This window comes from Roseomonas sp. CCTCC AB2023176, from assembly GCF_042259275.1.
Taxonomy (GTDB): domain Bacteria; phylum Pseudomonadota; class Alphaproteobacteria; order Acetobacterales; family Acetobacteraceae; genus Roseomonas.
Genome location: NZ_CP170086.1, coordinates 3,423,576 through 3,447,707 on the forward strand (window position 1 = coordinate 3,423,576; position 24,132 = coordinate 3,447,707).

The window sequence follows — 24,132 nt, forward strand, 5'->3', positions numbered from 1 at the left end:
GCTCAACGCAGCGGCCAGAAGATCGGAATCAGCAACGTCGCGACCAGCACGACGATCAACGACAGCGGCGCCCCGAGACGGGCATAGTCCCCGAAGCGGTACCCGCCCGGCCCCATCACCAGCGTGTTGCACTGGTGCCCTACGGGCGTCAGGAAGTCGCAGGCGCAGCCCACCGCGACGGCCATCAGCAGCGGATCGGCATGCAGCCCCAATTGGCGCGCCATCTGCACCGCGACAGGCGCCATGATCAGCGCCGTCGCCGCGTTGTTCAGGAACGGCGTCAGCGCCATCGCCGTCAGCAGCACCAGCACCAGCGCCCCCACTGCCGGCAGGTGCGCGCCGATCGCTGCGAGCCCGGAGGCGATCAGCGCCGCCCCGCCCGTCTCGCTCACCGCGTCGCTGATCGGGATGAGGCAGGCCAGCAGGACGAGGATCGGCAGGTCCAGGGATTCGTAGGCCTCCCGCAGCGTCAGCACGCCCGTCAGCGCCACGGCGACGGCCGCCGCGAAGAAGGCGAAGGGCACGGGGACGAACCCCAGTGCCACCGACCCCATCGCCGCCGCCAGGATCAGCACCGGCAGCCAATCCGTCCGCCGCCGGCCTGTGGCTGGGCTCCTCTCGCCGAAGGCCAGGCACCCCAGGTCGCGCAGCACCGTCGGCATCGTGTCCGCGGCCCCCTGTAGCATCAGCACGTCGCCGACCCGCAGCCGCACCTCCTTCAGCCGTTCGGCGACCGGTCGGCCCTTGCGCGCAATCGCCAGTAGGTTGACCCCGTGGGTGTCCCGCAGCCGAAGTCGCTGCGGCGTCCGGCCGACGAGCGGGGAGGCCGGCATCACCACGGCTTCGACCACCCCGACCGCCTCTGTCGGCAGGTCGCGCACGGCGCCGCGGTCCGCCGCGTTCAACTCAAGCCCGGCCTCCGCGATCAGCCCGCGGATCGCATCGGGTTCACCGCGCAGTACGAGCAGGTCGCCGTCCCGAAGCACCAGGTCCGCCGGCACGGGCATCTGCCGCTCCCCGGCCCGCTGGAAGGCGATGACTGCGACCTCGCCGTCCGCCGCGGCGACCACCGCCGCGACGTCCTGCCCCACGAAGGGCGACCTCTCTGGCACCCGGGCCTCGGACAGGTAAGGCGCGACGCCCTCCGCCGCCTCGGCCTCCCGCCGCCCCGCCCCTCCGAGCAGCCGCCAGCCCAGCGCCAGGAAGACCATCGCGGCCAGCGCGATCCCCAGGCCCACCGGCGTGTAGTCGAACATCCCGAAGGGCTGCCCCGTCATCTCCGCCCGCGCCCGGGCGACCAGGATGTTCGGCGACGTCCCGACGAGCGTGACGAGCCCGCCGACGAGCGATCCGAACGCCATGGGCATCAGCAGCGCCGAGAGCCGCGTCCCGCTGCGCCGGGAGATGCCGACCGCGATCGGCAGGAAGATCGCCAGCGCCCCGATGTTCTTCATGAACACCGACAGCAGCGTCACCGCGCCCGTCAGGGTGACGACCTGCGCCCCGGTCGTGCGCATCCGCGGCTCCATGGCCCGGATCAGCCGCCGCAGCAGGTCGGAACGCCCGACCGCCGCGGAGACGACGAGCACCGCGCCCACGATCACCACCACGTCGTCGGAAAAGCCCTTGAACGCGTCCCCCGGCTTCACGAGCCCCGCGGCCACCGCCGCGATCAGCCCGAGCATCGCGACGAGGTCGTACCGGATCCGGTCCCAGACGAAGAGGACCATCATCGCCGCGAGGATGCCGAAGACCAGGCCCTGCTGAAGTGTCACCTGCCGCTCCCGCCCGGAAGGGCACGGGCGCAACGCGGGGCGACGCCTCAGGGCGGCATCACGCCAGCGCCACGACGCACTCGATCTCGATCAGCATCTCCGGGCTGGGCAGCGCCCGCACAACGACCGTCGTCCGCGCCGGATAGGGCGCGGGACCGAAGGCCTCGGCGTAGAGACGGTTCATCTCCGCCACGTCCTCCTCCCGCACGAGGTACACGTTCGCCTTCACGATCCGGCGGCGGTCCGCGCCCGCATGCGCCAGCACGCCATCCAGGGTGCGGATCACGTGCCCGAATTGCGTCGGGAAGTCCGGCGCCAGCTGCGCCTCCTTGTCGTAGCCGGGCAGCCCGGAGACGAACAACAAGTCCCCGATCCGCGCCGCGTAGGAGAGCGGCGGCACCGCCCGGGACGTCGGCGGCGGGGGAACATGGACGATCTCGCGCATGACGTCTCCGGATCGGCGGGGTTTGGGTCGGAGCGTCACAAGTGCAGCACCACGGCGCAACCCCGCCCTACCCAAGGGGTTCCCGCCCGGACCTGTGACGGATCCGACCCCATGAGACTGCCGCACGCGCGCCGAAGCGCCGCCCCCGCCATCGTTTCGGCCCTCGCCGCCGCCCTGGGGGCCATGGCAGTCTGGAACATTCTCCGGGCCCGCGCCGCCGAGCGCCGTCACCCCCCGTCCGGCCGCTTCGTCGAAGCCGGCGGCGTCCGCTTCCACGTCGTGGACAAGGCGCCGCATGACGGCGGCAGCCGCGCGCCGGTGCTGATGCTGCACGGCAACGGATCCATGACGACGGACTTCTCGGTCAGTGGCCTGGCCACGATGCTCGCGGCCCACCGCCGCGTCGTGCTGCTGGACATGCCGGGCTTCGGCCATTCCTCCCGCCCCTGGCCCAACCTAATGGGCTCGGAAGCGCAAGCCCACGCGATCGCGGAAGTCATCGGGGCGCTCCGCCTGGACCGCCCTATCGTCGTCGGCCACTCCTTCGGCGCGATCGTCGCCGCGGCCCTCGGCGTGCACCACCCCGACCTGGTGCGCGGCCTCGTGTTGGTATCCGGCTACTACGTCCCGACCGCGCGGCCGGACAACGTGCCGTTCATGGTGAGCGGCATACCGATCCTCGGCGACCTGCTGCGCTATACCGTCCAGCCGTTCCTGTCGGACCTGACCATTCCGCTGCTGAAGCGCCGCATCTTCCAGCCGCAGCCGGTGCCGCCCGGCTTCGACGCGGCCGTCCCGGACGCCCTGCTGCGCCGCCCGAAGGTCATCCGCGCCGGCGGTGCCAACGCGATGACGATGACGCCCGACACCATGTCGCTCCGCCCGCGCTACGCCGAGCTGCGCCTGCCCGTCGCCATCCTCGCCGGCAGCGAGGACCGGATCGTGGACCCCGACACCCACGCCCGCGCGCTGCACGCCGTGGTTCCCGATTCCACGCTCCGCATCCTCCAGGGCCTCGGGCACATGCTGCACCAGTTCGCGCCGGACGCCGTGCTCGCCGCCGTCGAGGAGGTGGACGAACCTGCGCGCATCGCCGCCTGACGGCAGGCCCGGGCGAGCGGCCGCGTCGCCCGGCCGAACCCCCGGTCCGCCCGCCGCACCCGCCCCCGCCATCCGGCTAGTGGGCGCCGCCCGGCCCCGGGCCCCACATGCGGATCCATGAGCACGTCCCTCCACGCCCTCTCCGACGCGATCGCCGGCATCGTCGCCGGCGCCGCGCCCTCCATCGTGTCCGTCCGCACCGCGCGCGGCCGATCCTCAGGCTTCGTCTGGCGCGACGACCTCGTCGTCACCGCTGAGGAAGCCCTGCCCGAGGATACCGACGTCGCCGTCGTCACGACGGCCGGCACCTCGGCGCGCGCCGAGGTCATCGGGCGCGACCCCAGCACCGACGTCGTCCTACTCCGTGCCCCCGGCCTCAACGCCCCGCCGTTGCCGCTCTCGACCGACATTCCCGCCGTCGGCCGCCTTGCCCTCGCCGTCGGCGCGGCGGAGACCGGCCCCTTCGCCTCCCTCGGCATCGTCGCGACGACCGGCCCCGCCTGGCGCTCCCTCCGCGGCGGCCAGATCGATGCCCTCATCCGCCTCGGCCTCTCCATGCCCGGCGACGCGGAGGGCGGCGTTGCCCTCGACGACACGGGACGCGCCTTCGGCATGGCCGTCTTCGGCCCGCGCCGCCGCGTCATCGTCATCCCCGCCGCGACGATCGGCCGCGTGGCCGAGCGCCTCTCCACCCACGGCCGCGTCGCCCGCGGCTGGCTCGGCCTCGGCCTGCAGCCCGTGGCGGTGGATGGCGGCCGCGGCGCCGGCGCAATGGTCATGACGGTCGCCGATAACGGCCCCGGCGCCCATGCCGGCCTGCGGCAGGGCGACATCATCCTCGCCTGGGCCGGAGCCCCCGTGACCGGCCTGCGCCCGATCATGCGCGCCCTTGGCCCGGAGAGCGTGGGCACCGACATCCCCCTTTCGGTGAAGCGCGGCGAGACGGTGCAGGAGGTGCGGGTGACCATCGCGGAGAGGCCGGCGGCGTGAGCGACACGGCCGAACTCCTGGCCGAGGACGACGCGCCCGAACGCCCCGGGGCAGGGGAGGGGGACGGAACGCTCCTGACCCTCGCCCTCGCGGTGGACGACCCCGCGCTCGCCGACCGCGCCGCATCGCTCCTCGCCGCCATCCCCGGGCTGCGCCTCGTCGGCCCCGGCCAGCCCGCGGACCTGACGCTGACGGCCGCCGCGCCGCTGCCGGTCGCGATCGCTGGCGGCGTCGCCCTGACGCCGCGGGAGCGCGAGGTCCTCTCCCTCATGGCCGAGGGCGCGTCGAACAAGGTGATCGCGCGCGCCCTGAACATCTCCGTCCACACCGCGAAGTTCCACGTCGCTTCAGTGGTGGACAAGCTCGACGCCACTGGCCGCACCGACGCCGTTGCGCACGCGGCCCGACAGGGGGTCATCCACCTCTGATGCTCGATTCCCTCGACCTTCCGCCGGCCGACGCACTGGCCGTCGACGCCTATTCCCGAACCGTCTCCTCCGTCGTGGACCGCGTCGGCCCCGCCGTCGTGCGCGTCGAACCGCAATCCGCCGACCGCCGGCGTGCCGGCATGGGCTCCGGCGTCGTCATCTCCCCGGACGGCCTCGTCCTCACCAACAGCCACGTCATCGCCGGCGCCACCCGCGCCCGTCTGGCCCTGCCGGATGGCCAGACCACCGAAGCCACCGTCCTGGGCGACGACCCGGACACCGACCTCGCCCTGCTGCGCGCCACCGGCGCCCGGTCCTTCCCTTCCGCCCGCCTGGGCGATTCCAAGACCCTCCGCCGAGGCCAGCTCGTCGTCGCCATCGGCAACCCGCTGGGCTTCGAGAGCACCATCACCGCGGGGATCGTCTCCGCCCTCGGCCGCTCGCTCCGCGCGCGCTCCGGTCGCTTGATGGACGACGTCATCCAGACCGATGCCGCGCTGAACCCCGGCAATTCCGGCGGCCCCCTCGTCGCCTCGAACGGCGAGGTCGTGGGCATTAACACCGCGATGATCGGCGGCGCGCAGGGCATCTGCTTCGCGGTCGCCAGCAACACCGCGACCGTCGTGCTGTCCGAGTTCATCGCCCACGGCCGCGTCCGCCGCGCCTCCATCGGCATCGCCGGCCAGACCGTACCGCTGCCGCGTCGCCTCTCCCTCGCCCTCCACGCCGGCGAGCGCGCGGTCCGCGTCGGCGAGGTCGTCTCCGGCGGCCCCGCCTCGGCCGCCGGCCTGCGCGAGGGCGACATGATCGTCGCCCTCGACGGCCACCCCGTCACCGGCGTGGACGACCTCGTACGCCTGCTGAACGCCGACCGCATCGGCCGAAGCGTGTCACTCTCCGTGATCTCCGACGCGCGCCTGCGGACGCTGGACGTCACCCCGACGGAGCGGCGCTGAGCCGGACGGTCACCGCCCCGGCGGGATCGTCGAGCCATGCAGGTGAACGATGCGCCAGCCTTCCGCCTCGCGCCGGAGAACGAGCGTCCGGCGACCTAGCGGCGCCACGCCACCGCCGAGGGCGAAGGTGACCACGGCTGCCCCGGGCATCTCCTGCACCAGCAGGTCCTGCGGCAGCAGCCGCATGAACGGCGCCGCCGTACGCCCCGAGCCTGAGCGGATCACCTCGAAAGTCCGCAGCCAGGCCGGGTCGGTCTCCGCCCGCCCCGTCGCCCGTGCTGCCCCGTACTGGGGAGGGAAGAACACGGTGGAATCATCGGAGAAGCGCGCCCGGAAACGCTGCCAATCCAGGTTCTCGAAATCCGCCAGGAAGCCGGTGAGAAAATCGTTCAGCGCCGCTTCCGACTGCGCGGCCGCCGGTCCAGCGACACCCGCCGCGACGGCCAACCCGAGCAGCATCCGACGCATCATGACCCAACCGTCCTCATGCTTCCCGAACGCTCGCATTGCCCTGACGGCTTGTCCACGCGGGGTGGTCCGACGCCGTTCTACGTTACCACCCTCGTGACGCTGCGGCAGGATTGCAGCCAGTACGATGGGACTGCTCCCAGGGCGACGGTTCGAGAGCCCTGACACCGACCAGCGAGGCCGGTAACGCGTCGGGTCCCCAGGGTTCATCCTCGCCCGGCCCGCGTGAAGCGCCCCAGCGACGGGCCGCCCTCACGCCGCGAATTGCAGCCGCGCCAGACGCGCGTAGAGCCCGCCCTCGCGCACGAGCGCGTCATGCGTCCCCTCGGCGACGATCCGCCCCTCCTCCAGTACCACGATCCGGTCGGCCCGCCGCACCGTCGCCAACCGGTGCGCGATCACCAGCACCGCCCGCCCTTCCGCCAAGCGCCCGAGCGCGGCCTGCACCGCCGCCTCGCTCTCCGCGTCCAGCGCGCTCGTCGCCTCGTCCAGCAGCAGCACCGGCGCGTCCCGCAGCACGGCGCGCGCGATCGCCAGCCGTTGCCGTTGCCCGCCGGACAGCCGCACCCCCTTCTCGCCGAGGAAACTGTCCAACCCCTGCGGCAGGTCCAGCAGGAAACCCGCATCCGCCGCCTGCACCGCCGCCCGGACCTCCTCGTCCGTCGCCCCGGGCCGGCCGTAGCGGATGTTGTCCGCGGCACTCGCCCCGAAGACCACGGGCTCCTGCGCGACCAGCCCGATCCGCGCCCGCACCGCCTCTGGCTCGGCGTTGCGCAGGTCCACGCCGTCCAGCGTCACCCGCCCGGACTCCGGGTCGTGGAAGCGCAGCGCGAGTTGGAACAGCGTCGTCTTCCCCGCGCCGGACGGCCCGACCAGCGCGACCGTCTCCCCCGGCTCGACCCGGACCGACACGCCATCCAGCGCCGAACGGTCGGGCCGCGCCGGATAGCGGAACCGCACGTCGTCGAAGACCAGCCGCCCGCTCCGCCCGCGCACCACGGCCGGCAGCGGCAACGGCTGCTCCGGCGGCCGGATTGCCGGCACCTCCTCCAGGAACTCGCCGAGCCGCTCCGCCCCGCCGGCGGCCCGCTGCACCTCGCCCCACAGCTCCGAAAGCGTGGTCACCGAGGTCGCGACGAGCACCGCGTAGAACACGAAGGCCGACAACTCGCCGCCCGTCAGCCGCCCGGCGATCACCTCCCGCCCCCCGACCCAGAGCGACAGGGTGATCGCCCCGAACCCCAGCAGGATGACCGAAAGGATCAGCACCGCGCGCACCCGCACCCGCGCCAGCGCCGCCGCGACGCTCGCGGACGCCGCGTCCCCGTAGCGCGAGACCTCCGCCCGCTCCGCCGTGAAGGCCTGCACGGTCGAGACCGCGTTCAGCGCACCCTCCGCCCGCGCCCCGAGGTCCGCCACGCGCTCCTGTGCCACCCGGCTCAGCACCCGTTCCCGCCGCCCGAACAACACCAGCGGCAGCACGACCAACGGCGTCACGCCGACGACCAGCAGCGCCAGCAGCGGGGACGTGACGACGAGCATCACCAGCGCCCCGAGCGCCGTCACGAAGGACCGCAGCCACTGCGACACCGCGGAGCCCACGAGGTTCCGCAGCACCTCGACATCCGCCGTCAGCAGCGTCAGCACGTCCCCCGTCCGCCGCGTCTCGTAGAAGGACGGCGGCAGCCGCAGCGCCTGGGAAAAGACCCGTTCCCGCAGGTCCGCCGATACCCGCTCCCCGAGCCAGGACACCAGCATGTACCGCGCCGCCGTGCTGACCCCGAGAAGCACGACGACCGCGAGCATCGCGAGCGCCGCACCGTCCAGCGACGTGCTTCCGGACGAACCGGGGCCGCCGGCGAACCCGTCATCCACGATGTGCCGCAGCCCCTGGCCCAGCAGCAGCACCAGCCCCGCCGCGACGCCCAGCGCGACGCCCGCGCCGATGGCCTGCGGTGCGTAGGGCCGCAGTAGCGGCAGCAGCAACCGCAGCGCCGGCAGCCGCCTCATGCCGCCACCGCCCGCACCAGACGCAACTCCGACACCCGCACCGGCCGATACCCCCGCGCATCCACGCCGACGTCGTATTGCCGCGGCAGCGGCTTCAGCCGCCCGTGCGAATGCCCGTGCAGGTTCAGCGCCCCGCGCCGCCAGGATCGCAGCGGATAATGGCAGAGCACGAGCGCCTGCCCCTCCGCCTCGATCTCCCGGAACTCGCAGACTTCCGCCCAGCCGGCCAGCGCGCGGATCGCCGGCGGATCATTGTTCCCGGCGACCAACCGCTTCGTCCCGTTCAGGCGCGCCAGCACAGCCGCCGGATCGCGATGTCCCACCGCGAAGTCGCCGAGGTGCCAGACCTCGTCCCCCGGCCCGACGGTCTCGTTCCAGGCCTCAACCAGCCCCTCATCCATCGCCCGCGTGTCCGGGAACGGCCGTCCCAGCAGCCCGCGCAGGCTGCCATGGCCGAAATGCGTGTCCGCCGTAAAGAAGATCGCCATCCCCCGCATATGGGGGCGTGGTCAGCCCTTGCCGGGGGAAACCCCTTCGGCATCCATCGCCGCAAGGTAGTCCCGCAGCGCGGAGGTCGGGATCGCGTAGGCCGCCCCGCCCTTCGGCATCAGGTCCAGCGCCAGTTCCAGCTTCGCCCGCGCACCGAGTGCCGTGCAGGCCGGGATGCGCCCGATCTCCGCCTCCAGCGCGTCCATCTCGCGCCAGCTCTCGCCGGCGGCGGAGGGAACGGCGTTCCCGCGCCGCTCGACCCGCCGCATCTGGCTGTCCCGCAAGTGCAGGTACCGCTCGATCGCGCCGAGCAGGATCGCGTCCGGATGTTCCGCGATCGCCGTGAGGCCGAAGAGGTCACCGAGCGGGGAGCGCGGGGCGGTGTCGGACAAGGCGGGCAAACTCCGGAAGCCACTCTAGGGCGACGAGATCACGACTGCGTGATCCTGGCAGTCCGCGCGGGGGCCGGCAACTCCGATTTCGGCCCTCGCCTAACCGTTCCGCCGGGCGAGAAAGGCGGCCCGCTCGCGCGGATCATCGATATGTACCGCGACCCGGCGCCAGAGCTCCTCCGCCCCCGCGCCCCCGGCCGCTTCGCGCTTGACGATCATGCCGGCGATCGGCCCGACGACCGGCGCCAACGCCGCACGGATGCGGGCGAGTTCCTGCGGCGGCGCGGCGACGGGCGGTGCGGATGCATCAGCCTCGGCCACCTGACCCGCCCCGGGCCAGGCCTGCCGCAGTCGCTCCCGCCCTTCCGCGTCGCCCACATGGGCGAGCAGGGCCTCGAGCCCGTCCTGCCGCGTCCCGTGCCGTCGCACCGCGCTTCGCACGAGCATCCCGGCGATGGGCCCCACATGCTCCGCCAGCAGCCGCTCAAGCCGCGAGACGTCGTCGGGCGCGAGCGCGAGGCCGGATGCGGAGTCAGACGAATGATTCGGTCTTGCGCCGAACCCGGGCCGTGACGCGGCAGGCGCGGCCACCATCGTCGGGTCATCCCCCGCCGGTGCGCGCCCGTCTTGCACGCCGGAACGCAGGGCAGCGGCCATCGCGGACGCGTCGGCGAAGCGGTCTTCCGGAGCCTTGGCGAGCGCGCGCAGTACGACCGCCGGCAGCGCAGGATAGGCTTCCGCGATCGCGGCGGGCAGGGCGGGCGGTGGCGCCTCGATCACGCGCCGCACCACCTCCAGCATGCCGCCGCCCGCGAAGGTACGCCCGCCCGACAGCAACTCGTGCAGCACGACACCGGCGGAGAAGAGATCGGATCGCGCCTCCACCGTCCGCCCGAGGCAGGCCTCCGGCGACATGTAGCTCGGCGTGCCGATCATGTCCCCGGCCCGCGTCAGGTCGGAGTCCGCGACCCGCGCGATGCCGAAATCCGTCACCTTCACCCGCAGCCCGGGCAGCAGCAGGATATTCGCCGGCTTGACGTCGCGGTGCACCACCCCCGCCGCATGCGCGCAGCCCAGCGCGTCGAGCACCTGGACGGCGATTGCGACCGCCTCCTCCGGCGAGAACCGGCGCCCCGCCGCGATCTCGGCCTGCAGGCTCGTCCCGTCCACGTACTCCATCGCGAGGTAGGGCTGCCCGTCCTGCACGCCGAAGTCGTGGACCGCCACGATCCCGGAATGCGCGCAGCGCCCCGCTGCCCGCGCCTCCCGCCGGAACCGGTCAAGGTAATCCGACGCGTCGGCGCCTGCCAGGAGCGAGGTCGCGACGAGCTTCACCGCTACGTCCCGGTCCAGCTCCGGGTCGTGCGCTCGCAGGATGACGCCCATCGCCCCACGCCCCGCGACGCCGCGCACGACGTAGCGCCCGATGCGCTCCGGGATGACCTCGTTCAAGGCCGCTCCCCCAAGTTGCCTCTCAGGCCTCGAGCATTCGCATCGCCTTCACGAGGCTCCGGCGCATGAGGTTGAAGGACCGCGCGAGCGAGCCGAGCTCGTCGCGTCCCGCCGGCAGTTCCGGCCCTTCCAGTTCTCCCGCCGCCGCCCGCTCGGCCGAGGCGGTCATGCGCTGCACCGGCAGGATCACGGCGTAGTGCAGCAGCAGGTTCAAAAGCAGCAGCATGCCGACGAAGGTGATGCCGAGCCCCGTCAGCAGGTCGCCGAGCTGGTCCCGCGCGCGCGTCAGCGCGACGCTCATCGGTACGGTGACGAGTTGCGCGCCGATCACCTCGTTCAGGTTCCAGCCGAACCCGTTCGCCGTCCCGTAGAGCTCGACCATCGAGGCCGGCGCCGCGGCCGGCGTGGAATGGCAGGTGAGGCACCCCGGATCGGCGATGCGGATCGGCCGCGCATAGGTCAGCACGGGACCGTGCGGCGTCTCGCGCTCCCCCACGTAGTCGCGCTGCGCGGCGTCGCGGCGGAAGGCGTTGATGATGTCGGCTTCCCAATCCGTCGCGCGGTCCGCGGGGTTGGTGGCATTCAGCGCCGCTTCCTTATAGGCGTATTCGGGGAAGTCGCGCTGCATGCCCCGCAGGACCGTCTGCGCCGCGAAGGACGGGATGGTGTGCGGCAGGAAGCGTGCGGCGCTCTGCTCGGCCAGCAGCGGCGTGATCTCCCCGGCGGTGTAGCCACGTACGGCGATGGCCTGCTGCATCAGCAGCGTCGCCTCCTGCCGTACGCCCGCCCGCGCCGTTTCCTCCGCCGCATCCTTCGCGAAATACGCCGCCACCCCGAGGCCGACGAGCAGTGCCGCCAGCATCACGAGGTTGAACTTCACCCGCAGTCCCATCACCAGATCCCCGTCCCGCGAGCCTTGTAGCGCGGGGGCGAGACGGCGTCTCCGGGGTGTGGCGCCTGCATGGATCGCGGATCGTCACGCCGGCCGATCGCCAACGCGCCGCTCAAGTTCGTCGCGCATGCCGGCGCGCCCGGTGCGTGAAGATCCGCCCTATCGCGGCGGCGTCCGCGCCAACCGCGTTGCCTGCGCGGCCGTCAGCATCCCCGTCCGGTCCTCGCCGATCTCGAACTGGAACCGCCGGATCGCCGCGCGGGTCTCCGCACCGAACACCCCGTCCGCCGTGCCCGCGTAGTAGCCGAGGCTCGCGAGCGCAGCCTGGACGCGGCGCCGGTCGGCCGGCGTCATCCGCGCCTCCTCCGGCATCGCGGCCGCCGGCGCCGCGGGCATCGCAACGGGCGGGGCTGATGCGCGGGGTGGCGGCACGACGGGTGTCGGCGCGGCAGTCGGAGGCGCGGCCGCCGTCGGCGCCGTCCCGAGGTCCACCCCGGCCGGCGCCGTGCCGGCCACCTGGCCCCCGCCGCCCCGCAGCGCGGCGACCAGGCCGTCGAGCGGCACCGAGGGGCCCGCCAACGCCCTCTGCAACAACGCGGCCAGCGGCGTCACGCCCTCGGCCGCGGGCGGCGTCGCGCTGGCCAGCACCACCCGGCCCGCGCCGAGCTCCGCCAGCGCCCTCAAATCCGGAGCCGAGGCCGAGCCTGCGTCGAGCGCCAGCAGCGCCCCCCGCGCCCCCGTGCGCGTCGCCGCGTCCACGAGCCCGCGCGCCAGCACGCCCTGCGTCAGCACGTCCGTCTCGCGCGCGAGCGTCGCGCCGGCCGGCAGCAGGAAGGGCCGCCCGCCCGAGGTCACGACGTGGCCGCAGACGTAGGCCACGGCGACCGACCCCTCCTCCGCCCGCAGCCGCCCGGTAAAGGACGTGATGGCCGCATCCATCGCCCCACGCCCCGCATCGACGCGCTCGACGACCTCGTAGCCGAGGTTTCGGAGCGCTGCCCCGACCGCCCGCGCCGACGCGGGACATCCAAGCAGGGGCGAGAGCAGCGGCGCGTCGTAGGCCCCATTCCCGATGACCAGCGCGACCCGCGCCGCCCTCGCAGGCGCGGCGCCGGCACACAGCGCCGCCAGGAACACCCACGCCACGCACCAGCGGCCCGCACGGACCCGGCACGACCGCCTCGCCCAGTTCATCGCCGCAGTGCCTTCAGCAGTGCCTGTAGACGGGGAAGGGGAGTGGCGGACAGGGTGGGATTCGAACCCACGATACGCTTTTGACGTATACGCACTTTCCAGGCGCGCGCCTTCGACCGCTCGGCCACCTGTCCGGGGAGCGCGGCCATAGCCCGGTCGCCCCGCCGCATCAACCCCGCCGGACCGGCGCTTGGGGCGAACGGGCTAGACGCCTCACGCCTCACGCCTCAACCGTGCGCACAAGCCGCGACGATGGCGCGCACGGCCTCCTCGAAGGCCGCCAGGTCCGTCCAGCGCGCGGCGTCCGGCACGTCCCGCACGGCCACGATCCCGCCCGAAGCCCTGACCCCGCCGTCGAGCATGAGGTTGTCCGTCAGCCCGAAGGACTCGAGGGAGAGCCCCTCCGCATCCTCCCATTCTCCGTCCGCGCGACGCCGCGCGGCGTCACCCAGGAAGGCGCGTGTCCGCTCCGTGAAGGGCGCCGCGACGGTCGAATAGGCGGCGACCGGCCGCCCGAGCGCGCGCATGAAGCCCAACTCGTAGACGGTCCCTGCATCCCCCGACGGCCCCCGGAATGGCGTGAGGTTCGCGACCAGCGCGTCGCAGGACCGGATATGCGCCTCGTTACGCAGGTAGATCGCGTACCACCGGTCCGCCTGCGCGTCGGCCAACGCGCTATCGATCGGATCGAGCGGGAAGACCCCGACCGCGCCATGCCGCGCGCAGACCGCCTTCTTCGCCTCGCCCGCCGCCACGGCATCGGCGAGGAAAACCTCGGGGCCCGCCAGGTAGATCCGGATCGTCATCCGCGCTGCCCCACCCCCTGTTTCATCGTCCGTACCAGCGCCACCACGGGCAGCAGGCCAACGACCACGATCAGCAGCGCCGCCGTGCTCGCCTCCGCCAAACGCTCGTCCGACGCGAGATTCGCCACCCGCACCGCCAGCGTGTCGAGGTCGAAGGGCCGCACGATCAGCGTCGCCGGCAGCTCCTTCATCGTGTCCACGAAGACCAGCAGGAAGGCCGTCAGCAGCGCCCCCGCGCCAGCGGCAACTCGACCCGCCGCACCGATTCCGCGCTCGAGGCACCCAGCGTCCGCGCCGCGCCCGCGAGGGACGGCCGGATCCGCGATAGCCCGCTTTCGACGGAGGCCATCCCCACCGCGAGAAACCGCACGACGTAGGCGAAGAGCAGCGCCACCATTGTCCCAGACAGCAGCAGCCCCGACGACACCCCGAACCGCGCCCGCAGCCAGGAATCCAGCGCGTTATCCAGCAGCCCGAAGGGCACGAGCGTCCCCACCGCGATCACCGACCCCGGCACGGCGTAGCCCAGCGCCGCCGCCCGCCCCGCGACGGCCGCCGGTTTCGAGGGGTAGAGCCGCAGCCCCCAGGCGATCAGCGCTGCCAGCCCCGTCGCGATCGCCGCTGCGATCGTGGCCAGCGTCAGCGAATTCAAAGCATAGGGCACGAAGCGATGCGGCGTCAGCGGATCGCCCGACGTCACCGCCAGCCACAGCAGCCCCCCGCCGGGATCACGAAGCCCAGCAGCACCGGCATCGCGCAGGCCAGCGACGCCGCCGCCGCCTTGAACCCCCGCAGCGTGACCGGGCGCAGCGGCGGATGCCGCGTGGTCATCGGGTGGTAGCGCCGGCCGCCGCGCGACAGCCGTTCCAGCACCAGCAGCAGCGCGACGACGCCCATCAGGCAGGCTGCCAACTGGCTCGCCGCGACGCGGTCCGCCATCCCGAACCAAGCCTCGTAGATTCCCGTCGTGAAGGTCCGCACCGCGAAGTGCTGCACCGTGCCGAAATCCGCGAGCGTCTCCATCAGCACCAGCGCCACGCCGCCCGCCAGCGCCGGACGCGCCAGCGGCAGCGCCACGTGCAGGAAGGTCCGCGGCAGCCCGTGCCCGAGCGTCCGCGACACCTCCAGCAGGCAGACCGATTGCTGCATGAAGGCCGCGCGGCATAGCAGATAGACGTAAGGGTACAGCACCATCGCCAGGACCACCGCTGCGCCCGGCAGCGACCGGATCTCCGGGAACGGGTACTGACCCCATTGCAGCCCCGTCACGTCCCGGAACAGCGTCTGGGCCGGCCCCGCCACGTCCAGCAGCCAAGTATAGGTGTAGCCGCAGACATAGGCAGGCATGGCCATCGGCAGCAGCAGCGCCACCTCCAGCACCCGTCGCCCCGGGAAACGGCAGGCTGTGACGAGCCAGGCCGCGATCGCCCCCGCGCTCGCGGTCATCAGCCCCACCAGCAGTGCCAAGAGCAACGAGTTCAGGAGGTAGTCCGGCAACGTCGTATGGACGATGTGCCGCCACGTCGCGTCCGCCGGCGCGATCGCTGTCCCGAGGACGGACAGGACCGGCGCCGCGACCAGCGCCGCCGCCGGGAAGGCGGCCAATGCCCAAAGCGGCCGGCGGCGCCGCGGCGGCGCCCGGTCCCGCGCGGCGACCTGGGGGAGGGTTGTGACGGACATGCGGTTGAGAATGCTTCGCAGCGGGTCCTAGCACCCCGCGCGGCGCGGGGCCACCCGCCCTACCCCCCGGGGAGCCTCGTGTCAGCCGCGCCCCGTCCGTCCCGACACGCGGCATGTCGAACCGATCCGTCGTCCGCGCATACCACCCGCTGCCATGCATCCGCCCGATCAGCCCGAGGCGCGGCGTGTCCACGTGCAGCCGCCCCATGTCGAGCATGCAATCGTCATGGATATGCACCGCGACGACCCGCCCGAGGACGAGGTTGTGGTGCCCGATCGGCACGATCTGGTGCGTCACGCATTCCAGCGCGACGGGGCTCTCCGCGATCCGCGGCGTCGCTATCCGCGCGCAGGGCGCGGTGGTCAGCCCCGCCCTGGCGATTTCGTCCGTCCCCGGCGGGAAGTCGGCGGCCGTGACGTTCATCGCCTCCGCCGTCGCCTCGCTGACGAGGTTCACGACGAACTCCCCCGTGGCAATGACGTTCGCCATGGTGTCCTTCTTCAGCGGGCTGTCCGACCCGCCCGGCCCCCGCGGCCCGACGCCGATCCCCACCACCACCGGATCGTCCGAGAACACGTTGAAGAAGGAGAACGGCGCCGCATTCGTCACCCCCTCCGCGTCGCGCGTCACCATCCAGGCGATGGGACGCGGGACGACGCTCGCAACCACCAGCTTGTAGCGGTCCCGCAGCGACATCGTCTCGAAGTCGAAGAGCATGTCAGGCAACCCTCGGTCGGCGGAACGCGTCGGATGACGCGGAAGCGGAACAGTGCGTCACGCCACGCGGTGCGGAGGCTCCGCACTCCGCAGCAGCACGGCATCCAGGTTTTCGAGGCAGCGGAACCCCATCGCGTCCCGCGTCTCGACCGTCGCCGACCCCAAGTGCGGCAGCGGCGTCACGTTCGGCGCGTCGTAGTAGCCCTCGAAGATCCGCGGCTCCCCCGCAAAGACGTCCAGCCCCGCCGCGCGCAGATGCCCCGACCGCAGCGCATCGCAGAGCGCCGCGTCATCCACCGTCGTCCCGCGGCCCGTATTCACCACGATCGCCCCGGCCGGCAGTCGTGCGATCCGCTGCGCATTCAGCCAGTGCTTCGTCGCCTCCCCCCCCGGGATGTGCATGGACAGCACGTCGCAGGACGCGAGGAACCCGTCATCGTCCCCGTGATAGGTCGCCCCCATCTCCTCTCCCGGCGGCAGCCGCGTCCGGTTGCGGTAATGCACCCGCATCCCGAAGCCCCGCGCCATCCGCGCGAGCACCTGCCCGATCCGCCCCATCCCCAGCACGCCGAGCCGCTTCCCCTCGAGCGTGACCCCCATCAACTGCGTCGGCGCCCAACCCTCCCACTGCCGCGCCCGCAGCAGCCGTTCCGATTCCCCTGCGCGCCGCGCGCACATCAGGATCAGCATCATCGCGATCTCCGCCGTCGCGACGCTCAGCACGTCCGGCGTGTTCGTCACCGCGATCCCGCGCGCTCGCGCCGCATCCAGCGCCAGGTGATCCGTCCCCACCGAGAACGTCGCGACGATCCGCACCGAATCAGGCAGCCGCGCGAAGGTTTCTGCCGTGAACCCGTCCCCCGCCGCGCAGAGAACGCCATCGCACCCCGCCGCATGCTCCAGGATCGCGGCGGCGGAGGCCGTGACGTCCGGCCCCGGCAGGTGCCGCACGTCGTAGTCGCGCGCCGCCCGCGCCTCCACGGCCTCGGGCAGCGCGCGGGTGATCAGGATCGTCGGCTTCGCCATGCGCCCGAACATGCCCCGGCCCCCTCGCGATGGCGAGGGCCCCGCCGCCGGGCGTCTGGACAGGGCAGGGGAGGGCGGTCAGGTTCCCGCCCGCATCGAAGGGGGAAGTCGAGCATGGACCTGGGTCTCCGCGGCCGCCGCGCCCTGGTGATGGGCGCCTCCAAGGGCCTCGGGCGCGCCACGGCGGAGGCCCTGGCGCGTGAGGGCGCCGCCCTCGCCATCTCCGGCCGCGACCCCGGGCGCCTGGCGCCCGTCTTGGACTCCATCCGCACCCTCGGCGCCCCCCAGGCCCATGCCTTCGCCGCCGACGTCGCCGACGGCGACAGCATGGACCGCCTCGCCGACTCCGCCGTCGCCGCCCTCGGCGGCGTGGACATCCTCGTCCTCAACCACGGCGGCCCGCCGACCGGCACGGCGCTCGACATCACCGACGACCTGCTGCGCGCCTGGTTCCCGCAGATCGTCCTCTCCCCCATCCGCCTCGCCAACCGCCTGCTGCCCGGGATGCGGGAACGAAAGTGGGGGCGCATCATCGCCGTCGGCTCCACCGGCATGATCCAGCCCATCCCCAACATCGCGCTCTCCAACGTGCTGCGCGCCGCGATCGTCGGCTGGACCAAGACCCTGTCCGAACAGGTCGCGCCTGACGGCGTCACCGTGAACATCCTGGCCCCCGGCTCCATCGCGACGGACCGGACGGCGCAGACCGCCCGCGCCGCCGCCGACAAGTCCGGTCGCCCGCTTGCGGAGGTCGAGGCCGAGCGCGACCGGTCCATCCCCGCCCGGCGTCAGGGCCGTCCCGACGAGTTCGGCGCGATGGCCGCCTTCCTTGCCTCCGACCATGCGGCCTACGTCACGGGCACCGTCACCCGCGTGGACGGCGGCGCCGTGCGGAGCGTCGGTTGACCCCGACCGCGCGCCTCGCCGCCGATATCGGCGGCACCTTCACCGACCTCGCCCTCGAGCGCCCCGACGAGCACGGCGGTCTCGATCGCTGGACCGCCAAGGTCCTGACGACGCCCGCCGCGCCGGAACAGGGGGTGCTGGACGGCATCGCCCAGGTCCTCGCCAAGGCCGGCCTGACCCCCGCCGACGTCGCGATCTTCATACACGGCACGACGCTCGCCACCAACGCGGTCATCGAGCGCAAGGGCGCCCGCACCGCGCTGCTGACGACCGAAGGCTTCCGCGATGTTCTCGCCCTCGGCAACGAGAGCCGCTACGACCAGTACGACCTGAACATCACCCTGCCGCAGCCCCTCGTCCCCCGCCGCTGGCGCCTGACCGTGCCGGAGCGCCTGGACAACGAAGGGAAGGTCCTGCTGCCGCTGGACGAAGCCGCCGTCCGCGCCGCCATCGCGACCCTGCGGGCCGAGGGCATCGAGAGCCTGGCGATCGGCTTCCTCCACGCCTTCGTGAACCCCGTCCACGAACGCCGGGCCGCCGAGATCGTGCGCGCCGAATGGCCCGGCCTGCCCGTCTCCCTCTCCAGCGAGGTCTCGCCGGAGATGCGGGAATGGGAACGCTTCTCCACCACCGTGGCCAACGCCTACGTGCAGCCGCTGATGTCCGGCTACCTGCACCGCCTGCGCGACGGCCTTCGCGACGCGGGCCTTCACTGCCCGCTGTTCCTCATGCTGTCCGGCGGTGGCCTGACGACGCTCGAGACGGCCGCCCGGTTTCCAATTCGCCTGGTCGAATCCGGCCCCGCCGGCGGCGCCATCTTCTCCGCCCACGTCGCGCGCCAGAAAGGCTGGTCGAAGGTCCTCTCCTTCGACATGGGCGGCACGACGGCGAAGGTCTGCCTCATCGACGACTACACCCCCCAGACCGCCCGCACCTTCGAGGTCGCGCGCGTCGGCCGCTTTCGGAAGGGCTCCGGCCTCCCCCTCCGCATCCCCGTCATCGAGATGGTGGAAATCGGCGCCGGCGGCGGCTCCATCGCCTCCCTCGACGCCCTGAACCGCATCCAGGTGGGCCCCGAGAGCGCCGGCGCCGACCCGGGACCCGCCTGCTACGGCCGCGGCGGCACGAAGCCCGCGGTGACCGACGCCAACCTCCTCCTCGGCCGCTACGACCCCGCGGCCTTCGCCGGCGGCACGCTGCGCCTGCACCCCGAGCCCGCGCGCGACGCGATGGACAACGCCCTCTCCCCCCTCGGCCTCGAACCCGAGATGGCCGCCCTCGGCGTCGTGGAAGTCGTGGACGAGAACATGGCCAATGCCGCCCGCGTCCACGCGATCGAGAGCGGGAAGTCCTATGACGGCCGCGCCATCATCGCCTTCGGCGGCGGCGGCCCCGTCCACGGCTACCGCGTGGCGGAGAAGATCGGCGTCACGCGCCTGCTGGTCCCATCCGGCGCCGGCGTGGGCAGCGCCATCGGCTTCCTCCGCGCCCCCGTCGGCTACGAGGTCGTGAGGTCCCTATACCAGCGCTTTTCGAAGTTCGACCGCGCTGCCGTCAACGCGTTGCTGGCCGACATGTCCGCCGAGGCCCGCCGCACCGTCGAACTCGGCAGTTTCGGTGCCCCCCTGGTCGAACGCCGCATCGCCTACATGCGCTACGTCGGCCAGGGCCACGAGATCGCGGTCGAACTGCAGGTGCACGTTTTGTCAGACGAGGACGTCGCCGCGATCCGCGCCGCCTACGACACGGCCTACGCCACCTTCTACGACCGCCCGGTGCCCGGCAGCGACGTGGAAATCCTCTCCTTCGCCGTCACCGCCGCGACCGAGGTGGACGCCGTGGAACACGCCGCCGATGCCACCGATGCGCCCGCCCCAACCCCCATTCGCCACCAGCCGGTCCGCGACACCGCGCGCGGCGAGGTCGCCGACTGGCCCGTCTACGACCGTTCGGTTTTCGCGTCTGGCGCAGAGGTGACCGGACCTTGCATCATCGCCGAAACGGAGACGAGCACCCTAGTCGGCCCGGGATGGCGCTGCCGCATGGACGGACTGGGGTACCTCGACCTCAAACATGTAACCGGAGTGTGAGCGGGAACCAGATGCAGGCCTTCTACCAACACGTTGGTGAAATAGGCAGTGAACGCGACTTTCCCAAATCTCTCTTTGGTGAGGGCGGTCAAGTTCGCCGCTTCCAGTTGCCTGACATCTCCAAATATCTGCCATTAACAACAGTCGAAAAACGAGAGCTCGCCGCTGAATGTGGTAAAGCGAGTCCATTCGGATTTCAGATTTGGGGGGTACCGGCTGGCGCACAAGCCGTCATGCGGCAAGTGCAAGTCGGTGATGTATTCTTACTGCTCCGAACTGTCGGACCTGAAGGTCGCTTTGGGTACGCTGGACGTGTGATCGGCATACCCAGGTGCGACGGTCGGGCCCTGTCTGAAAAGTTGTGGGGTGAGGCACGCTTTCCCCTGATCATATTCCTGGAAGGGGGCGCCTCGATTCTACCCTGGCCTGAATTCTGTGCGAGCGTCGGTTACGGTGCTCGGCTTAATCCGCGCGGCCAGACAGCGCGAATCCACCCTGATAAGCTTTCCGCCTCGGCCTACAGGGATGCCAATGGACTGCTCGGGGCGGCCTTGAGCAGGACTGGGCCTTCTGAACCAAGTGACTCCGATCTCAAGGCTTCGGACGATCGCGTGGAGGATGCAGACCTTGCAAGCCTCAGCAGTCCGGAAGGCCGCAAGATCATGCGTATGCACCTACAGCGCGAGAGAGATCCCCATCTGACCAAACGATTCAAGGCTAGCCTGAAATCTTGGGCGTGCTGCGTGTGCAGTTTTGACTTCGAAGAAGCTTACGGTCTTATCGGGCGTGGCTACATTGAAGCTCACCATACGCGCCCCATTGCCGGTATGGCAGAGGGTGACGAGACCGATATAAGATCGCTGGTTGGGGTCTGCTCGAATTGTCATCGAATGCTTCATAGAGTAGCGCCACCTTTGCGTGTTGAAGAACTCCGTGAGGCCCTTGAGGAGGGAAAGCAGGAATGAATGAGCCTGCGTCATCCGCCCTCTCCGCCATCCAACGCCAGATCCAATGGAACCGCCTCATTGCGGTCGTGGAGGAGCAGGCGCAGATCATGATCCGCACCGCCTTCTCCACCACGGTGCGCGAAGCGGGCGACCTGTCGGCGGGCGTCTTCGACATCCAGGGCCGCATGCTCGCCCAGGCCGTCACAGGCACCCCGGGCCACGTCAATTCCATGGCCGAATCCGTCGGCCACTTCCTCGCGAAGTTCCCAGCCCACACCATGCGTCCCGGCGACCACTACATCACCAACGACCCCTGGCTCGGCACGGGGCATCTGCACGACCTCACCGTCGTCACCCCCGCCTTCCGGAACGGCCGCATCGTCGGCCTGCTCGCCAACACCGCCCACGTCATCGACGTCGGCGGCCTCGGCATGGGCCCCGAGGGCCGCTCGGTCTTCGAGGAAGGCCTCTACATCCCCATCGTGAAGTGCTTCTCCGAAGGAGTCGCGAACGACACCTTCTTCGACATCCTCCGCGCCGGCACGCGCACGCCCGCGGAACTGGAAGGCGACGTCTACTCCCTCTGCGCCTGCAACGACGCCGGCGCCCGCCGCCTCGTCGCGATGATGGACGAGTACGGGATGGACGCGCTCGACGACCTCGCCGCCCACATCTTCGACGCCAGCCTCAACGCCACGAAAGCCGCCATAGCCGCCCTCCCGCGCGGCACCTACGCGGCGTCCATCAACAGCGACGGCTACGAGGCCCCCGTCACCCTCCGCGCCGCCATGACGATCGGCGCCGACGAGATCACCGTGGACTTCGCCGGCACGTCGGGCCTGAGCGGCCGCGGCATCAACGTCCCCGCCGCTTATTGCCGCGCCTACTCCTGCTTCGGCATCAAGGTCGTCGTCGCGCCGGAAGTCCCGAACAACTGGGCCTCCCTGCTGCCTTTCCGCATGCAGATCCCGGAAGGCTGCATCCTCAACGCGCCGCGCCCCTTCCCCGTCTCCGTCCGCCACGTCGTCGGGCAACTCCTCCCCGACCTCATGATGGGCTGCCTGCACCAGGTCGTCCCCGGCCGCGTCGCCGCCGAAGGCTCCTCATGCCTTTGGAACCCGCCCCTCCGCGGCGGTGGCCAGGTCAGCGGCGCGAACGCCGAACTCCCCGACTTCGAGGTCATCACCTTCAACTCCGGCGGCACCGGCGCCCGCCCGACGCAGGACGGCCTGGACGGCACCGCCTTCCCCTCCGGCGTCCGGACGATGCCCGTCGAGGCTACGGAGAACGTCGCCCCCGTCATCTTCTGGAAGAAGGAACTCCGCCCCGACAGCGCGGGCGCTGGCCGGACCCGCGGCGGCTTCGGCCAGATCATGGAAGTCGGCGCGAAGAACGACGCGGAATTCGCCATCAACGCCATTTTCGACCGCGTCGCCAACCCGCCGCGCGGCCGCGACGGCGGCGGCGACGGCGCCCCCGGCTGGGTCGGCCTGACCGACGGCACGCCGCTGCGCACGAAGGGCTACCAGGTGATCCCGAAGGGCAAGCGCCTGCGCCTCCTCCTACCGGGCGGCGGCGGCATGGGCGAGCCTGCGGAACGCGACCCCAACCTGGCCGAGCGCGACCGCGCCGACGCCCTCGTCACACGATGATCCGGACGCGGAAGGACGTGCGATGACGGTGACGCGCGGGGATGCGACCTGATGCCGAAGCGCCGGGGCGCGCGATGACCGAAATCTGGGTCGATGGCGACGCCTGTCCCGTTCGCGACGAAGTCTTCCGCGTCGCCGAGCGCCGCAACCTCATCGTCCACGTCGTCTCCAACGGCGCCCGCGGCGTGCGCCTGCCCGACCACCCGCGCATCCGCCGCGTGATCGTGGAAGCCGGTGCCGACGCCGCCGACGACTACATTGCCGACAACATCGCGCCGCTCGATGTCTGCGTCACCGCCGACATCCCGCTGGCCTCACGCTGCCTGGCGAAGGGCGCCCGCGCGATCTCCCCGAAGGGCCATCCCTGGACGCAGGAGAACATCGGCTCCGCCCTCGCGGGCCGGGAAGTGTCCCGCCATCTGCGAGAGACCGGCCTGGAAACCCGCAACGCGTCCTTCACGGGCAACGATCGATCGCGCTTCCTCGTCGCCCTCGACGCGGCGCTCGATGCCGCCGCGCGCCCCGCCGCACAGGCCTTCCGAATTCCGCCCGGCGGTTTCTGAGCGGCCTCCCGCCGACGCGCAACGACGGCCGATGCCGGCTCCCGACACGCCCCGTCAGCGCCCAACGGTCACGCCGCCCGCTTCTCCCCGAACCCCATCGCCGCCTCGAACCGCCCCCAATCCTCCGCTCGCAGCATCCCGCCCGTTGCCCGCGCATGCCCCTGCGCGAAATCCTCGCCGACGAAGTCCGGCGCCCGCTCCCGCAGGAAGGCGATGAGGTCCCGCCCGTCCGACGACCGCGCCGCGAAATGCACCCAACCCGCGCGATACCCGCTGTTCGCGCAGATCACGACCTTTCCCCGCAACCGCGTCACCCAGGACTGCGCGACGAGGGGGTGGATCTGGCACGCCGAATCCAGCCGGATCAGCGCCAAGTCCCCCGCGACCTTCGGCCCGACCTTCCGACCGGCCTCCAGCGCCGCGCGCACCTCCTCGCGCGCCGCTGTCAGCAGCGCCGTCTCCGGCCGCGACCCGTCCACGACCTGTCGCGGCGAATCCACCCGCAGCAGCAGCGCCAGCGCCGGCGACGCGTCGCCGGAGGCCGACCGCCTCGGCGCGTTCAGCAGCGACACCGCCTCCTTCATTACGCCCGCCCCGTGACGCTTCTTCGCGTCGCCGATCTCCGGAAAGGGTACCTTCTCCCCGAAATCGCCGATCAGCCCGATCGCCGCGAGCCAGGGATCATCATCCCCGCAGCACCAGTGTGCGATCAGCGCCGAACAGGGCTGCGGCACGACCTCATGGCCGGCGATGACCGTCACGCCCGCCGTCGGCGGCGCATCGGACACCGGCACGTGGTGATCGAGGATCACGGTCGGCACGCCCGCCGCGATCGCATCGCCCCGCGTGCCCAGGTCCGTCACCAGCAGACCGCCCGGGGCCCGCGCCTGGACCTCCGCCGCGGTCGCATCGGTCCAGGCTCCTTCGCCGCGCCCGATGACGCGGGTCGCTGCACCCGGAAAGGCCCGCGCGAGGATCGCGCCGGCAGCCAGACCGTCCGCGTCGTGATGACAGAGCACGAGCGGCGCGCGATCCGCGTCGAAGGACGCGGTGCCGGCCCGGAACAGCGCCCGTGCGGCAGTCGCGTTAAGCACGTGATCCTGCGGGGCGGCGCCGGGCCGGTTCGAACCGGGTTCGGCCGGAACGAAAAGC

The 24,132-nt window shown here is 72.0% G+C and carries 24 protein-coding genes, 1 tRNA gene and 1 pseudogene; 9 read left to right on the forward strand and 17 right to left on the reverse strand.

Going from position 1 to position 24,132, the window contains the following annotated elements; genetic code table 11:
* Nucleotides 1-2 precede the first annotated feature (2 nt).
* Nucleotides 3-1,775 carry an SLC13 family permease gene (locus tag ACE7GA_RS17120; RefSeq protein ID WP_376088977.1) on the reverse strand — a complete coding sequence of 591 codons (1,773 nt, stop codon included), beginning with the start codon at nt 1,773-1,775 and terminating at the stop codon, nt 3-5.
* Nucleotides 1,776-1,833: 58 nt separating this feature from the next.
* Entirely contained in the window at nt 1,834-2,220 is a 387-nt protein-coding gene (locus ACE7GA_RS17125; RefSeq protein WP_376088980.1) for a RidA family protein, read from the reverse strand.
* 111 nt (nt 2,221-2,331) lie between these two features.
* Between ACE7GA_RS17125 and ACE7GA_RS17130 the strand changes: the two genes are divergently transcribed.
* The 4 genes from ACE7GA_RS17130 to ACE7GA_RS17145 all read left to right on the forward strand — a co-directional run bounded on the left by ACE7GA_RS17130 (nt 2,332) and on the right by ACE7GA_RS17145 (nt 5,695).
* On the forward strand, nt 2,332-3,321 hold the full coding sequence (locus tag ACE7GA_RS17130) for an alpha/beta fold hydrolase (protein ID WP_376088983.1): 990 nt from the start codon (nt 2,332-2,334) through the stop codon (nt 3,319-3,321).
* A 117-nt stretch (nt 3,322-3,438) separates the two neighbouring features.
* Nucleotides 3,439-4,311: a S1C family serine protease gene (locus tag ACE7GA_RS17135; RefSeq protein ID WP_376088986.1), complete on the forward strand. Its 873-nt coding sequence runs from the start codon at nt 3,439-3,441 to the stop codon at nt 4,309-4,311.
* On the forward strand, nt 4,308-4,739 hold the full coding sequence (locus ACE7GA_RS17140) for a response regulator transcription factor (RefSeq protein ID WP_376088989.1): 432 nt from the start codon (nt 4,308-4,310) through the stop codon (nt 4,737-4,739). Before ACE7GA_RS17135 ends, ACE7GA_RS17140 begins: the two co-directional genes overlap by 4 nt.
* Nucleotides 4,739-5,695, forward strand: coding sequence for a S1C family serine protease (locus ACE7GA_RS17145; protein WP_376088992.1), 957 nt, complete (start codon nt 4,739-4,741; stop codon nt 5,693-5,695). Before ACE7GA_RS17140 ends, ACE7GA_RS17145 begins: the two co-directional genes overlap by 1 nt.
* 9 nt (nt 5,696-5,704) lie before the next feature.
* Here the strand turns inward: ACE7GA_RS17145 and ACE7GA_RS17150 are convergent, their stop codons facing one another.
* From ACE7GA_RS17150 to ACE7GA_RS17215, 14 genes and pseudogenes are all read right to left on the reverse strand, one after another.
* Nucleotides 5,705-6,166: a nuclear transport factor 2 family protein gene (locus ACE7GA_RS17150; RefSeq protein WP_376088995.1), complete on the reverse strand. Its 462-nt coding sequence runs from the start codon at nt 6,164-6,166 to the stop codon at nt 5,705-5,707.
* Nucleotides 6,167-6,415: 249 nt separating this feature from the next.
* Nucleotides 6,416-8,173, reverse strand: a complete 1,758-nt coding sequence (locus ACE7GA_RS17155) for an ABC transporter transmembrane domain-containing protein (RefSeq protein WP_376088998.1) — start codon at nt 8,171-8,173, stop codon at nt 6,416-6,418.
* Nucleotides 8,170-8,661: a metallophosphoesterase family protein gene (locus tag ACE7GA_RS17160; protein ID WP_376089001.1), complete on the reverse strand. Its 492-nt coding sequence runs from the start codon at nt 8,659-8,661 to the stop codon at nt 8,170-8,172. Before ACE7GA_RS17160 ends, ACE7GA_RS17155 begins: the two co-directional genes overlap by 4 nt.
* 21 nt (nt 8,662-8,682) lie before the next feature.
* On the reverse strand, nt 8,683-9,054 hold the full coding sequence (locus ACE7GA_RS17165; RefSeq protein WP_376089004.1) for a hypothetical protein: 372 nt from the start codon (nt 9,052-9,054) through the stop codon (nt 8,683-8,685).
* Between the two features lie 99 nt (nt 9,055-9,153).
* Nucleotides 9,154-10,506, reverse strand: coding sequence for a serine/threonine-protein kinase (locus tag ACE7GA_RS17170; protein ID WP_376089007.1), 1,353 nt, complete (start codon nt 10,504-10,506; stop codon nt 9,154-9,156).
* 22 nt (nt 10,507-10,528) lie between these two features.
* Nucleotides 10,529-11,398: a DUF3365 domain-containing protein gene (locus ACE7GA_RS17175; protein WP_376089010.1), complete on the reverse strand. Its 870-nt coding sequence runs from the start codon at nt 11,396-11,398 to the stop codon at nt 10,529-10,531.
* Between the two features lie 159 nt (nt 11,399-11,557).
* Complete coding sequence (locus ACE7GA_RS17180) at nt 11,558-12,592, reverse strand: peptidoglycan-binding protein (RefSeq protein WP_376089012.1); 1,035 nt, start codon at nt 12,590-12,592, stop codon at nt 11,558-11,560.
* Between the two features lie 43 nt (nt 12,593-12,635).
* A tRNA-Ser gene (locus ACE7GA_RS17185) sits at nt 12,636-12,726 on the reverse strand.
* Nucleotides 12,727-12,819: 93 nt separating this feature from the next.
* Nucleotides 12,820-13,398: a nucleoside 2-deoxyribosyltransferase gene (locus ACE7GA_RS17190; protein ID WP_376089015.1), complete on the reverse strand. Its 579-nt coding sequence runs from the start codon at nt 13,396-13,398 to the stop codon at nt 12,820-12,822.
* A complete protein-coding gene (locus tag ACE7GA_RS17195; protein ID WP_376089018.1) occupies nt 13,395-13,598 on the reverse strand; it encodes a hypothetical protein in 204 nt (67 codons plus the stop codon). The genes ACE7GA_RS17190 and ACE7GA_RS17195 overlap by 4 nt, the downstream gene beginning before the upstream one ends.
* Nucleotides 13,599-13,618: 20 nt before the next feature.
* Nucleotides 13,619-14,098, reverse strand: a complete 480-nt coding sequence (locus ACE7GA_RS17200; RefSeq protein ID WP_376100577.1) for a hypothetical protein — start codon at nt 14,096-14,098, stop codon at nt 13,619-13,621.
* Complete coding sequence (locus tag ACE7GA_RS17205) at nt 14,095-15,078, reverse strand: ABC transporter permease (RefSeq protein ID WP_376089021.1); 984 nt, start codon at nt 15,076-15,078, stop codon at nt 14,095-14,097. Before ACE7GA_RS17205 ends, ACE7GA_RS17200 begins: the two co-directional genes overlap by 4 nt.
* 280 nt (nt 15,079-15,358) lie before the next feature.
* Nucleotides 15,359-15,796, reverse strand: a pseudogene (locus ACE7GA_RS17210) (flavin reductase family protein); the annotation flags it as partial.
* Between the two features lie 57 nt (nt 15,797-15,853).
* Nucleotides 15,854-16,822, reverse strand: coding sequence for a 2-hydroxyacid dehydrogenase (locus tag ACE7GA_RS17215; protein ID WP_376089024.1), 969 nt, complete (start codon nt 16,820-16,822; stop codon nt 15,854-15,856).
* A 114-nt stretch (nt 16,823-16,936) separates the two neighbouring features.
* Between ACE7GA_RS17215 and ACE7GA_RS17220 the strand changes: the two genes are divergently transcribed.
* Genes ACE7GA_RS17220 through ACE7GA_RS17240 form a run of 5 tightly spaced genes read left to right on the forward strand, consistent with a single transcriptional unit; the run spans nt 16,937 to nt 22,980 of the window.
* The gene (locus tag ACE7GA_RS17220; protein ID WP_376089027.1) at nt 16,937-17,728 is read left to right on the forward strand and encodes an SDR family oxidoreductase; all 792 of its coding nucleotides are present in this window, start codon (nt 16,937-16,939) and stop codon (nt 17,726-17,728) included.
* The gene (locus tag ACE7GA_RS17225) at nt 17,725-19,818 is read left to right on the forward strand and encodes a hydantoinase/oxoprolinase family protein (protein ID WP_376089030.1); all 2,094 of its coding nucleotides are present in this window, start codon (nt 17,725-17,727) and stop codon (nt 19,816-19,818) included. The genes ACE7GA_RS17220 and ACE7GA_RS17225 overlap by 4 nt, the downstream gene beginning before the upstream one ends.
* Nucleotides 19,819-19,829: 11 nt before the next feature.
* Nucleotides 19,830-20,783 (forward strand): hypothetical protein, encoded by a 954-nt coding sequence (locus ACE7GA_RS17230; protein ID WP_376089033.1) that lies wholly within the window; start codon nt 19,830-19,832, stop codon nt 20,781-20,783.
* Nucleotides 20,780-22,417: a hydantoinase B/oxoprolinase family protein gene (locus ACE7GA_RS17235; protein ID WP_376089036.1), complete on the forward strand. Its 1,638-nt coding sequence runs from the start codon at nt 20,780-20,782 to the stop codon at nt 22,415-22,417. Before ACE7GA_RS17230 ends, ACE7GA_RS17235 begins: the two co-directional genes overlap by 4 nt.
* A gap of 41 nt (nt 22,418-22,458) precedes the next feature.
* Entirely contained in the window at nt 22,459-22,980 is a 522-nt protein-coding gene (locus ACE7GA_RS17240) for a YaiI/YqxD family protein (RefSeq protein WP_376089039.1), read from the forward strand.
* A 68-nt stretch (nt 22,981-23,048) separates the two neighbouring features.
* Here ACE7GA_RS17240 and ACE7GA_RS17245 read toward each other — a convergent pair whose 3' ends face one another.
* Nucleotides 23,049-24,074 (reverse strand): hypothetical protein, encoded by a 1,026-nt coding sequence (locus tag ACE7GA_RS17245; protein WP_376089042.1) that lies wholly within the window; start codon nt 24,072-24,074, stop codon nt 23,049-23,051.
* Nucleotides 24,075-24,132: the final 58 nt, after the last annotated feature.

Coding starts and splice junctions, on each gene's coding strand:
- ACE7GA_RS17130 (WP_376088983.1), top strand. CDS start 2,332: ATGAGACTGCCGCACGCGCGCCGAAGCGCCGCCCCCGCCATCGTTTCG.
- ACE7GA_RS17155 (WP_376088998.1), bottom strand. CDS start 8,173: ATGAGGCGGCTGCCGGCGCTGCGGTTGCTGCTGCCGCTACTGCGGCCC.
- ACE7GA_RS17220 (WP_376089027.1), top strand. CDS start 16,937: ATGGACCTGGGTCTCCGCGGCCGCCGCGCCCTGGTGATGGGCGCCTCC.
- ACE7GA_RS17235 (WP_376089036.1), top strand. CDS start 20,780: ATGAATGAGCCTGCGTCATCCGCCCTCTCCGCCATCCAACGCCAGATC.
- ACE7GA_RS17160 (WP_376089001.1), bottom strand. CDS start 8,661: ATGGCGATCTTCTTTACGGCGGACACGCATTTCGGCCATGGCAGCCTG.
- ACE7GA_RS17150 (WP_376088995.1), bottom strand. CDS start 6,166: ATGATGCGTCGGATGCTGCTCGGGTTGGCCGTCGCGGCGGGTGTCGCT.
- ACE7GA_RS17240 (WP_376089039.1), top strand. CDS start 22,459: ATGCGACCTGATGCCGAAGCGCCGGGGCGCGCGATGACCGAAATCTGG.
- ACE7GA_RS17125 (WP_376088980.1), bottom strand. CDS start 2,220: ATGCGCGAGATCGTCCATGTTCCCCCGCCGCCGACGTCCCGGGCGGTG.
- ACE7GA_RS17230 (WP_376089033.1), top strand. CDS start 19,830: ATGCAGGCCTTCTACCAACACGTTGGTGAAATAGGCAGTGAACGCGAC.
- ACE7GA_RS17145 (WP_376088992.1), top strand. CDS start 4,739: ATGCTCGATTCCCTCGACCTTCCGCCGGCCGACGCACTGGCCGTCGAC.
- ACE7GA_RS17175 (WP_376089010.1), bottom strand. CDS start 11,398: ATGGGACTGCGGGTGAAGTTCAACCTCGTGATGCTGGCGGCACTGCTC.
- ACE7GA_RS17190 (WP_376089015.1), bottom strand. CDS start 13,398: ATGACGATCCGGATCTACCTGGCGGGCCCCGAGGTTTTCCTCGCCGAT.
- ACE7GA_RS17215 (WP_376089024.1), bottom strand. CDS start 16,822: ATGGCGAAGCCGACGATCCTGATCACCCGCGCGCTGCCCGAGGCCGTG.
- ACE7GA_RS17180 (WP_376089012.1), bottom strand. CDS start 12,592: ATGAACTGGGCGAGGCGGTCGTGCCGGGTCCGTGCGGGCCGCTGGTGC.
- ACE7GA_RS17205 (WP_376089021.1), bottom strand. CDS start 15,078: ATGTCCGTCACAACCCTCCCCCAGGTCGCCGCGCGGGACCGGGCGCCG.
- ACE7GA_RS17135 (WP_376088986.1), top strand. CDS start 3,439: ATGAGCACGTCCCTCCACGCCCTCTCCGACGCGATCGCCGGCATCGTC.